Source organism: uncultured Vibrio sp., assembly GCF_947488985.1.
Lineage (GTDB): Bacteria > Pseudomonadota > Gammaproteobacteria > Enterobacterales > Vibrionaceae > Vibrio.
The window spans coordinates 1-11,853 of the sequence record NZ_CANLBV010000111.1; the positions used below are offsets into that span (position 1 = coordinate 1).

The window sequence follows — 11,853 nt, forward strand, 5'->3', positions numbered from 1 at the left end:
CAGGCTCTTTGGCATCTCGAATTAATGATAACTTTCAAGTTCTCAAGCCTGCATCTTCAAGTTGAACGAGTATATATTCTCTTGCAGATGAGTAACAATCACTTAGAGGTATAAGAGAGATCGGTTTTTCTATATAATCCCTACCTCATTATCATAATCAGAAACTTAAATGACTCAAGTAGATTGGCGACATGTTACGCCTCAGTATGACGAATATCGAGCTCAATTAGAGCAGTTCCCTGACCTCTCGCCTCTCCCATTTTCAGACATTCAACATAGATTCAGAGACGCATTAACTCGCTTTGTCCGCTTGTCTAACCTTTCACGAGTTTTGCTGGTGAACTCTTCAGACAATTCAATCTATCGCCAAATGATTGTTGAATCGTTAGTCACTGTATTAGATGACCACAACTTGCCCGTCATAAAAACGGAATCTTTGAATGTCGTGAGTCTATTTGACCAAGTTCAGTCAAAAGATGGCAAAGTCGTAGCGACAAAACCAGGCTTGTTGGCTCGTGCTAACAATGGCTACCTGATCGTTTCAGCCAATTTAATTCTAGCAAACCCGGGAAGTTGGCTGTTGTTAAAGTCAGCGCTTCTTGGCGAAGCTGTAGAACCAATCAGCAGTAACCCTGAACACTTAAATCAATCCCCAACTTTGCCTCTCACTTACAACATTAAATTGATTGTGGTTGGAGACCGAGCTCAATTGGGTGATCTTGACTATCTAGATAGCGATATTCAAAGCGGTTTTTGCCTGTTTAGCGAAGTAGAGCAAGACATTAAGCTATCTCAAGACACTTTGATGCAATACCTTGGGTATCTAAAGTGGCTTCAACAACGTTACCTGTTACCAAACATCACTCAGCAGGCGTTAACAGGTATTCTTACGGCTGGCGCACGCGAGACGGAAGACCAAAGCTATATCCCACTGTGTCCAATTTGGCACAATGCACTATTAAACGAAGCTTTGATTGAAGCCGACAACGGCGAGATTGATATTCACCATATCCAACAAGCTCAGCAACATAAGTACAACCGAGAGTCATACCTACCGGAACGTGCCCTTGATGACATTCGCGATGGTCAAGTCATTATCGAAACTGAAGGTAAACAAGTTGGCCAAGTTAACGGCCTAACGGTAATCGACGTACCCGGTCATCCTATCTCATATGGTGAACCTGCACGGATCTCGTGTGTTATTCACTTTGGTGACGGTGATATTGCTGATGTTGAACGAAAAGCCGAGCTTGGAGGCAACCTTCATGCTAAGGGCATGATGATAATGCAGGCATTCTTGAGCAGCTCATTAAATCTTGAAGATCCTTTACCCTATTCAGCATCGGTCGTATTTGAACAATCTTATTGTGAGGTTGATGGTGATAGTGCCTCGCTCGCAGAGTTATGCTCCCTTGTGAGTGCATTGTCTGAATACCCTATTAATCAAAATATAGCTGTGACCGGTGCTGTTGACCAATTTGGCCGTGTTCAAGCCGTAGGTGGACTGAATGAAAAGATCGAAGGCTTTTACCATGTGTGCAAGCACAACGGCTTAACTGGTCAGCAAGGCGTGATCCTGCCAACGTCGAACCTAAGACACTTGTCGCTTAAACCAGATCTTATTGAGAGCATCAAAAACAACGAATTTCATATCTGGTCAGTCTCTAATGTAGATGAAGCTATTCCTCTTATTATGAACACCCCTTTTAGAGATGAAGAACAAGAAAGCGTTCTGAGTAAAATTGCGGAACGTATTGAAAACTTTGAAAGACATGAACACCCTATCGGAATTGTTGGACGCATTAGAAACTGGTTTGTTTAGTACTGATCGGACTTGTTTAGCGTACACCTGTTCACTAAAATGCACCTATCAAAAATCGGAGTAATTGATAATGCAAAACAAACGTGATTCTTACACTCGCGAAGAGCTTCTAGCATCAAGCCAAGGCGAATTATGGCCACAAGGCCCTCAACTACCAGCACCAAACATGTTGATGATGGACCGCATTACCAAAATGTCTGAAACTGAAGGTGATTTCGGTAAAGGTTTGGTTCTTGCTGAGCTGGATATTACTCCTGACCTATGGTTCTTCGACTGCCACTTCCCTGGTGACCCTGTAATGCCGGGTTGTCTAGGTCTTGACGCTATGTGGCAGCTTGTTGGTTTCTACCTTGGTTGGGTTGGTGGCGAAGGCAAAGGCCGCGCACTCGGTGTGGGTGAAGTTAAATTCACTGGTCAAATCCTGCCTACAGCGAAAAAAGTTACTTACGAGATCCACATGAAACGTGTGGTTAACCGTCGCCTTGTTATGGGTCTTGCAGATGGTCGAGTACTTGTTGATGGTAAAGAGATCTATGTCGCTAAAGATTTGAAAGTTGGTCTTTTCCAAGATACATCTGCGTTCTAATTAATAGTATTAATACGTAAAAAGCAGCTCTATTAGCTGCTTTATTTTTATGCCAAGACATTTAGTTATAGTGCATTAAAGGTGGCGAGTAACGGTAAAATAGCACTGTCCACCAGCGGCTAATTGACGATTGTTAATGAGCTTCCCTTTAGAAACCAGTAAGGCTCCAACACTGTGGAGCCTTACTCTTTCAATTCGTTATTCCTTGTTACTTATAGAGACCTGAATGCCTATCATCTTGAGCATCACGCCAGCCACCTAGCCAATGCGATCTAGAGTCCATCTGGCTATATGGACAAGCTTCTTGCGATCGGCCATTTAAACCAGCTTTGTAACCTTGAGATTGTGCTCGTTCGCGGCGATCACGTTTTTGTCTCTTCATAGTGCAGTCCTCATACGGGTGTTGATTAACATACAATGATTACAACTTTACGGAGTATCTATACCAATCGTAGTAAATAGTTGGTCACCCTAGCTTATTAAAAATCTCGATAACTTCGTTAGAGTTTTTGATTGTAGAATAACTACTTACCGAAAAAATTCTGCCTAGCTATCAAACTTTGTCCTGCGCTACTTCCGACCACTTACTTACTGTGGTTGGTATCATCACTCCAAAGTTAAGAATCGACCAGTTTTCGACTTTTCTCAAGATGAAAAAAAGCCCGAGTTCAGAATTGTGAACTCGGGCTCAAGAGGTAAAATTATTTAAATTTTCTACGGAACCCTATCAGGCCAAGTACGGTCAAAGTTAACCAACCTAAGCTACCGCCTGCTCTATCAACTTTCTCCGAATCAGCGCTACGCGTTTCAATATCCGCCGCCGTTGCACCAGCGATAGGAATAAGCTTAACCGCGACAACTTCTTCAACGGCATCAGATTCAGCACCGCCACAGTATGCGTTGTGAGATGTTGTATCGTACGGTCGGGTTTCACCGCCCACAGTACATTTAATCGCCGTTGCAGAAATGACACCAGCATCATTGATGTCAGTTGCATCGATAATACGGTACTGATTGTTCGCGTCAGAGTAGTCTTGGCCGTCAGCGTTTACACCATTAGTTAGATCATCGAGCCACCACGCTTGAGCATTGAAAACATCAACGCGGCGTTCATCTATTGATGAATCAACATTATACGGGTAAATGAAGCCACGATGTCTACGTTCACTGCCATCTACCTCACGGATCGTTTCTGCATCGACTTGACCTACAAACTCGTTGTAATTGTTAACAGCCTTGGCTTCGCCACTCGCACCACCGAAGAAGATACCGCCTGACAAGAATGTCGCCGTCGGCGTTGTTGCAGAGGCATCTGTCACAACAAACATCTTGTTTCCTGCGCTGCCACTCTCTGGTACATAACCATTTCGCTTAGCATGGCCAATAGCGAGCAAATTATCGTTTATATCAGACAGTACAGAATTACTGTATCTTGCATCATCATTTGACGAGCCTGAATTGACCTCAGCACCGGAAACAATCTTGGTTTCCCAAGTAGCGTCAGAAATATCCAGTGAATCACTCACAAAAACACTGGCGTTCATGTCTTGAAGATCACCACTGCCATCAGCCGTGTTATAGCCTACACCATAAAGTTTACCGTCATGCTCTACTAAACCACGCATGCTACCTTGGGCAAAAAAATCACCTTGTTTAGCATTACCACTTCTAACCCAATCGATTTGCTTGGTATTCGTTTCATCCCAGATTGCAGCTTTTGAGCTAAACGTATCGGATGAGTTATCTGTTTTGGGCCCTTTGGTAGAAATACTACCAAAGTTGTAAACGATTTCTGTCCCTTCATCATCAACCGTCAATGCACCCCAAGCGCGAGATTCAGAAGCAGCAACGAGTTCAACCGTAGTGATGGCATTACTACGAATATCATTACCGTTTGATTCGATACCTAATGGCTCTCCATTCTCATCAAGTGCGGTGATGACTGAATTATAGTCACTAATCGCACTACCCGACTCGATGAATGCTTTCGCATTAACATAAGTAAGGTCATTTTTTTCTTTGCTCCACGTATCAACCCAGCGATCTCTTGCCCAGTTTTCACAGGTCGAGTATCTCAATTCACGATAGCAATAATCTTCTAGATCATCTCTGTCTTGAGTGTATCGAAACGCAGCATCCATCGCGAAAGGCACTTCTTCTCGATAACTCATCGCTTCAATGGTATCGCGAGTTTCACCGGCCAACTTAAACGTACTATCAGCGCAGTTTGTTGCACTTGAATCAAAACACCCTTTAACAAGCTCGTTCGTTCCGTCTGATGCAACACCAGGTTGGATGGCCACACCAAAAATTTCAGATGCTCCAGAAATCGCAGGCGTAACTTCAACAACCTTATACAGCGCGGCGTTGGCATTAGTTGCAGCAAAAACAAGTGCTGCAACGGTTGTTAATTTAAATTTAGTACAAGTCATTATTACTTCTTAACTTTCCTGTTGTAGTGCCTCAAGCTCTTCCCAGCGCTCAAAAGCAACTTCAAGCTCCTGCTCTGCTGCAGATAGCTTATCTAAAACGGGTTGTGTCTGCTCTACAGATTTTGAAAAGAAGCTTGGATCGTTGACTTCTTCCTGAAGAGTTTCAATTTGAGTTTCCAATTCTTCCAAACGCATTGGTAGCGCTTCTAGTTCTCGCTGTAGCTTATACGATAACTTCTTAGGTTTAGCCTTAACTGGCGCAGTTTTGGGAGTTTCCTCAACTACTTTCTCAGGCTTTGATGGCTTTTCAACCTGTCGATACTCAAGCGCTTGCTTTCTTTGCTGCTGAGCATCATGGTAACCACCTACAAATTCTTCAATAACACCGTTACCTTCGAAGATCCAACTTGTCATCACTGTGTTATCAACAAACTGACGATCGTGGCTCACTAAAAGTAGCGTACCCTGATAGTTGGCAAGCAAATCTTCTAAAAGTTCCAAAGTTTCGATATCTAGATCGTTGGTTGGCTCATCGAGAATCAACAAGTTGTTCGACTTAAGGAAAATACGCGCCAATAACAGACGGTTTTTCTCACCACCAGATAGCGCTTTTACAGGAGTACGTGCACGTTTAGGAGAGAATAAGAAATCTTGTAGATAGCTTAGTGCATGACGCTCACGGCCGCCTACCGTAACTTCTTGCTTACCATCAGCAAGGTTATCAATCACCGACTTCTCTGGGTCTAGGATTTCGCGATATTGGTCAAAGTAAGCCACTTCAAGCTTAGTACCGCAATGTAGACGACCTGAGTCTGGCTTAAGTTGATCAAGCAGCAGTTTAAGTACCGTACTCTTACCACAGCCATTCGGGCCAATTAGAGCGATACGATCGCCACGCATGATGTTGAAGCTGAAGTCCTTAACGATCTCTTTGCCTTCAAAGCCAAAGTTAAGGTTCTCAGCTTCGAATACAATCTTGCCTGAACGCTGACCATCATCGATTTGAATAACGGCTTTACCCTGTACTTCACGACGATTCAAGCGTTCTTCACGTAGCTTCTTAAGCGCACGAACGCGGCCTTCGTTACGAGTTCGGCGAGCTTTAATACCCTGACGAATCCAAACTTCTTCTTGAGCAAGCTTCTTATCGAATTCCGCATTCTGCATCTCTTCAACGCGCAACGCTTCTTCTTTCTCTAATAGATAGTTTTCGTAGTCACCTGGGAACGAGCTCAGCTTACCGCGATCAAGATCAACGATGCGTGTCGCCATCGATTTAATGAAGGCACGGTCATGCGAGATAAAGATGATAGAACCACGGAAGTCTTTCAAAAAACCTTCTAGCCATTCAATGGTCGCGACATCCAAGTGGTTAGTTGGTTCGTCAAGTAGAAGGACGTCAGGATCACAGACAAGTGCACGAGCAAGCGCTGCTTTACGTTGCCAACCACCTGATAAATCGGTCAGCTTTGTTTCAGCCGTCAGTTTAAGCGCCGCCATTACATTACTTACGCGATCTTCAAAACGCCATGCATTGGCGTGATCTAACTGTTCCTGAACACGAGTAAGACGGTTTAGGTTCTTTTCACTTGGATCTGTTGCAATGAGATCCAAAAGATCATGGTAGATCTTCAGTTGCTCACCGATTTCAGCTAGGCCACCAGCCACATAGTCATAAACAGTACCTTGCTCATTACGCGGTGGATCTTGCTCTAGACGCGACACAACCACATCTTGCGTGATTTGCATCTTGCCATCGTCCATGATGATGTTTCCAGAAAGGATTTTCATCAACGTAGACTTACCTGCGCCATTACGGCCAACCAAACACACACGCTCATTTTCTTGCAGTGCAAAGTCCGCGCGATCTAATAATGGATGATCGCCAAACGCTAATTGCCCATTATGAATTGTAAGTAATGCCATTTTTCTTTAACCAATCATTAAGTTCTAACAAGCCAAATGGCCAGTTAAGCTCTGAGCTTTGAGAAAAGTCAGAGCTTTCAAATTTGAGTACCGGAATAGTGACCCCGTAACTGGAGAATAGCTCATCATCGAATGCAATATCTACGATATTAATATGATGGCTAATGTTTAACTGTTCCGTGAGTTGAAATGCCATCTCACATAGATGGCACCCTTCTGTACTGTAGAGAGTCAGCACGATATATCCTTATATAATCCCTTGATTTCCAATTTCTTAATTACTTATGGGTAATCAACCAACAGTTGTGAATATGCTTATTGCGAGAGAAGTCCAATGGAAGTGTCTTAGCTGAGATGTTCTGAGCCTTAAGACCTAACTCATCTAAAGCTTCTAAATCCATTTTGAAGTGACGCTTGTTGTTAGAAAACACAATCGTGCCTTCTTCACGAAGAAGACGCTTGAGGTTTTCCATTAATTGAATGTGATCACGTTGAACATCGAAAGATTGATCCATGCGCTTCGAGTTAGAGAACGTTGGTGGGTCAATGAAGATCAAGTCGTAAGAACCTTGCTCTTTAGCCAACCATTGTAGACAGTCCGCTTGAACAAATTGATGCTGTCGACCAACACGGCCGTTAAGCTCCATGTTCTCTTTCGCCCACTCTAGGTAGGTATTCGACATGTCAACGGTTGTCGTAGAGCGTGCGCCACCCACAGCAGCATGTACAGATGCACTACCTGTGTAAGCAAACAAGTTTAGGAAATCTTTACCTGCGGCCATCTCACCGATACGACGACGAGTGATCTTATGATCTAGGAACAAACCGGTATCTAGGTAATCATGAAGGTTAACAATCAGCTTAACGCCATACTCGTTCACTTCTAGGTTCGATGAATCTTGAGAAAGCTTTTGATATTGAGAGCGGCCTTTCTGCTTTTGACGAACCTTAAGAACCACGTTGTTCGCTTCAACACCTGTGACTTGAATAGAAGCACGGATGATATCGGTTAAGCGACGTTTTGCCTTCTCTTCCGGTACATCTTTAGGCGCTGCATATTCTTGAATCACAAGGTGACCTGGGTATACATCAATCGCTACATTATATTCTGGTAAGTCAGCATCGTAGATACGGTAACAATCTAATTGTTCTTTCTTAGCCCACTTACCGATTTTACCAATGTTCTTTTTAAGACGGTTCGCGAAATCAGGCGCAATCAATTGTTCTTGGTCGCCTGTTGGACGTTCTGACATCGGACGATCTGAAATTGAGTAGTTCTTTTGATGACACGGTAACGCACCATTGTTCAATTTGAACTGTTTGTCTGCACGCATGCGCAAGCAACTCAGTAGCTCGTCTGAGCTAGAGAAGATAGATGCGTTACAACCACCAAATTCCGCTTTAAGTTGTGCACCGAATGCTGTGTAAAGTGCAATAAGACCAGGCTCTGTACCTAGACGCTCACCATAAGGTGGGTTAGAAACAATCACACCATCAGAAAATTCTGTAGGACGTTTAAGCTTTGCTGCATCACCTACTTCGAATTCAATCAGATCCTCTACACCAGCACGACGAGCATTGTCTCGCGCTGTTTTGATCATGCGTTCATCGTTGTCGTAACCATAGAACTTACATTCTACTTTCTTAACGCCACGACGGCCTTGAACATTCGCTTCTGCTTTAACTTCAGCCCAAAGCTCAGGTTCAAAATCTTCTAGTGATTCAAAACACCATTTCTGACGTTTAACACCTGGAGCTAGGTTTGCAGCCATCATTGCAGCTTCAATCACTAATGTACCAGAACCACACATAGGGTCTAAGAAAGGTTTCGTTGCATCCCAACCACTACGAAGAAGGATTGCTGCGGCCAGTGTTTCACGAAGAGGTGCACGACCTGATTCTGGGCGGTAACCACGTTGATGAAGACCACTACCCACCATATCAACACCAAGGATCGCTTTATCACGGTGTAGACGAACGTGAATACGAATGTCTGGGTTCTCTTTGCTGATAGAAGGACGAGGTAACGACTTCTTCTCGAAGCAATCAACTACGGCATCTTTTACTTTCATCGCACCGTATTGGCTGTTGCGGATTTCGTTGTTGGTACCATTGAAGTCAACAACAAAACGCTTAGAGCTATGGAATTGATTTACCCAGTTAACCGCAGTGGTTGAAAGGTACAAGTCCATGTCATCCATACAAGTGAATTCAGAAAGGACACGTACAAATCGAGAAGCCAGCCGACTCCATAAACAACAACGATAAATTTGCTCATTGGTCGCTTTGAATTTAACACCTGCTTGAACAGGTTTTGCGTTTGTAATCCCTAGTTGGGTTAGTTCTTCAACTAATAAATTCTCAAGGCCATTTGAGGTAACCGCTAGATATTGATTCATAGTGTTCTTTTATTGATAAAAATTAACTCAATTATACCTGAATTTGTTACTAGAGCATCACACTAAACGAGTCTTTTCATTGGATCTTTCAACTAACTGCCTAGCAAGTACACAGTGTCGAAGCGTTCGCTTACCCACACAGCCACCTCACAAGCCCTTAGAACATCCGAGCTAACCAACCAATCCGATTGATGACCAACCGATATGAAAGCCACCAATGAATTTATATTCACAGTAATTCTGGACTATACCAATCAAATTTAAGTGTGAAATTTAGCTACAAATGTACTTAAACAAGGAATAAATATAAACAGAAGTCTCTTTTTCAGGTGAAATTAGGTAGCGGCTAAGATGTAAAAATGGGCGATAATTCATCATTAAAATGATTAGATTGTGACGTATTTATTAGGGTTAGATTTCTTGGGCACAAAAAAATCGGCGATTAAGCCGATTATAAGGAAGGATTTTTGAGGTTATACGTTGTGGTTCTTGGTAGAAGAAGCTCGTGATAGAAGACGTACGGAATAGAAGCTTAACTAACCATAGCAATATGGGTTGGATGAAGGATAGCGTTCGCGTCTACCATTCTATCGTGCATCACCTTTATCGAATCTCCAAAGCATAATGCTTTTGATGGCGTGAGTAAGAACTCTTCTAAGTCGACAAATGCACATAAACTCGCACACTCGCCTACTTCTAGTACGATAAAATAACCTAAGCTATGCTCGTTATTCATTTGCACAATGTCTCCCTCTTGAGGAGATTCATGGCCAGCACCTTGCGAGTCGAAAAACCAACTTTTAGGCTGTACAGGCTTGTGGAAACGCTTTGCTGCTACGCAATACAGTGCGAGTTCAGCTTGACGAGGCTCAGACAGTTCTAAGCCAGAAATTTGTTCTTTGAAGGTTTGGTATGAAAAGGCGTCGTCAACGGTGAATTCATTCTCCCGAAACGCACAGTCCACCAGCTTGTTACGGACCAGATTCGTTTTGAAAATCATATCCTCTCCGAGGTTTAGCATTAATGAACGCTGCTGTTCATCGTAATACCAACTCCATGTATCGCTAGGTTTAAGCATCGTTTCGTCTCACACTGTTGAACCATTCCATTAGGTAAAACGCAAAATTACCTTCAATGACAATAATTTTACTGACCAATAGGCAAAAAAAAAGAGGAAATGAATTCCTCTTTTATTATTGCTTTTATCTACAACTCAGTGAGTTACAGTGTCTCTTTATCAAGACAGTTCAGATTTTCGCTTTGTTTTGAGAACGACGGATTATAGTGCCGTTATCAATTTTTAGACCGCTATAGTTTATGTACTACTATAGGTTTTTTACAATGTCGGCAACAAGACCAGGACCTTTGTAAATAAAGCCAGAGTAAACTTGTACAAGCTTAGCACCTGCCATCATTTTCTCTTTTGCAGAAACGTAATCGTCAACACCACCTACCCCGATGATCGGAAGTTGGTCACCAAGCTCTTGGTAAAGTTTACGAACTACTTCAGTACTGCGAGACTGAACAGGACGTCCGCTCAAGCCACCCGCTTCATCGCAATGCTTCATGCCTTCAACAATGCTACGGTCCAATGTAGTGTTCGTTGCGATCACACCATCGATCTTATTCTTGATCAATGATTCACAAATTTGGCTAATTTCATCGTCACTTAGATCCGGAGCTATCTTAAGTGCAAGAGGAACATACTTACCATGCTTCGCTTCCAGTTCAGATTGTTTCGTTTTCAGATCAGTCAATAACTCATCTAATGCTTCACCATATTGTAAAGAACGAAGTCCCGGTGTGTTTGGTGAAGAGATGTTCACAGCAATATAACCCGCGTACTGATAGACCTTCTCCATACAGATCAAGTAATCTTCAGCGCCCTTTTCAATTGGTGTGTCTTTATTCTTACCAATGTTGATGCCTAAGACGCCATCGTAGTTTGACTTCTTAACATTCTCGACAAGGTTGTCTACGCCTAGGTTATTAAAGCCCATGCGGTTAATGATACCTTCCGCTTCAACAAGACGGAACAAACGAGGTTTGTCATTACCCGGTTGTGGACGTGGAGTGACGGTTCCTACTTCTACGAAACCAAAACCCATTGCGCCAAATGCATCAATACATTCGCCGTTTTTATCTAGGCCAGCAGCAAGGCCAACTGGGTTTTTAAAAGTAAGACCCATGCATTCTACAGGTCGGTGTGGTAATTGTTGGCGATAAAAAAGATCAAGAGGAGTGCCAGTAAAGCGCTTGAAGTTTTGAATTGCAAGATCATGTGCCTTTTCAGCATCAAGTTGGAAAAAGCCAGTTCTGGCTAGACGGTAGAGCATTGTGCCTCCGATAGAAAAAAGCCCCGTGTAAACGGGGCGATATTATTTACTTATTTACCCAACTATTCAATCAATTACTGTCAGTCAGCGCAAGATAATTGTGATTGTTTACGATTAGGTTTGTGATTGTTGACGAATAAGGTTCTTTAATAAGCAAACGTTATCGCTTCTGTTGCCACTAATACAGGTTTACATATCATTGATGTCACCACCAGTTGCCTCATGCAAACCAAGCCACCTCAACTAAAGCAAAAGACAGACCTTATGGTCTAATACCGTTCACTTAAGGTGAGCGGCATTGTTTTTTCTAGGATATCGGCTTGGCTTTTTCTTCACGACTCTAGGGAAAGAT

General features: G+C 42.9%; 9 protein-coding genes. 2 read left to right on the plus strand and 7 right to left on the minus strand.

Annotated elements, in window-relative coordinates; translation table 11 throughout:
• Window positions 1-169 precede the first annotated feature (169 nt).
• A complete protein-coding gene (locus Q1A70_RS17330) occupies window positions 170-1,822 on the plus strand; it encodes a Lon protease family protein (RefSeq protein ID WP_299694521.1) in 1,653 nt (550 codons plus the stop codon).
• 70 nt (window positions 1,823-1,892) lie between these two features.
• Complete coding sequence (gene fabA / locus Q1A70_RS17335) at window positions 1,893-2,408, plus strand: bifunctional 3-hydroxydecanoyl-ACP dehydratase/trans-2-decenoyl-ACP isomerase (RefSeq protein WP_004742305.1); 516 nt, start codon at window positions 1,893-1,895, stop codon at window positions 2,406-2,408.
• 208 nt (window positions 2,409-2,616) lie between these two features.
• Here fabA and rmf read toward each other — a convergent pair whose 3' ends face one another.
• The 7 genes from rmf to pyrD form a co-directional block, all read right to left on the minus strand.
• Window positions 2,617-2,790 carry a ribosome modulation factor gene (gene rmf, locus Q1A70_RS17340; protein ID WP_299694513.1) on the minus strand — a complete coding sequence of 58 codons (174 nt, stop codon included), beginning with the start codon at window positions 2,788-2,790 and terminating at the stop codon, window positions 2,617-2,619.
• 319 nt (window positions 2,791-3,109) lie between these two features.
• Complete coding sequence (locus tag Q1A70_RS17345; RefSeq protein WP_299694511.1) at window positions 3,110-4,840, minus strand: DUF3466 family protein; 1,731 nt, start codon at window positions 4,838-4,840, stop codon at window positions 3,110-3,112.
• A gap of 9 nt (window positions 4,841-4,849) precedes the next feature.
• The gene (locus tag Q1A70_RS17350; RefSeq protein WP_299694508.1) at window positions 4,850-6,766 is read right to left on the minus strand and encodes an ABC transporter ATP-binding protein; all 1,917 of its coding nucleotides are present in this window, start codon (window positions 6,764-6,766) and stop codon (window positions 4,850-4,852) included.
• Window positions 6,744-7,004, minus strand: coding sequence for a glutaredoxin family protein (locus Q1A70_RS17355; protein WP_299694505.1), 261 nt, complete (start codon window positions 7,002-7,004; stop codon window positions 6,744-6,746). The genes Q1A70_RS17350 and Q1A70_RS17355 overlap by 23 nt, the downstream gene beginning before the upstream one ends.
• 40 nt (window positions 7,005-7,044) lie before the next feature.
• Window positions 7,045-9,165, minus strand: a complete 2,121-nt coding sequence (rlmKL, locus tag Q1A70_RS17360; protein WP_299694502.1) for a bifunctional 23S rRNA (guanine(2069)-N(7))-methyltransferase RlmK/23S rRNA (guanine(2445)-N(2))-methyltransferase RlmL — start codon at window positions 9,163-9,165, stop codon at window positions 7,045-7,047.
• A gap of 532 nt (window positions 9,166-9,697) precedes the next feature.
• Complete coding sequence (locus Q1A70_RS17365; protein ID WP_299694499.1) at window positions 9,698-10,243, minus strand: cell division protein ZapC; 546 nt, start codon at window positions 10,241-10,243, stop codon at window positions 9,698-9,700.
• Between the two features lie 247 nt (window positions 10,244-10,490).
• Window positions 10,491-11,501 carry a quinone-dependent dihydroorotate dehydrogenase gene (gene pyrD / locus Q1A70_RS17370; RefSeq protein WP_299694494.1) on the minus strand — a complete coding sequence of 337 codons (1,011 nt, stop codon included), beginning with the start codon at window positions 11,499-11,501 and terminating at the stop codon, window positions 10,491-10,493.
• Window positions 11,502-11,853 lie beyond the last annotated feature (352 nt).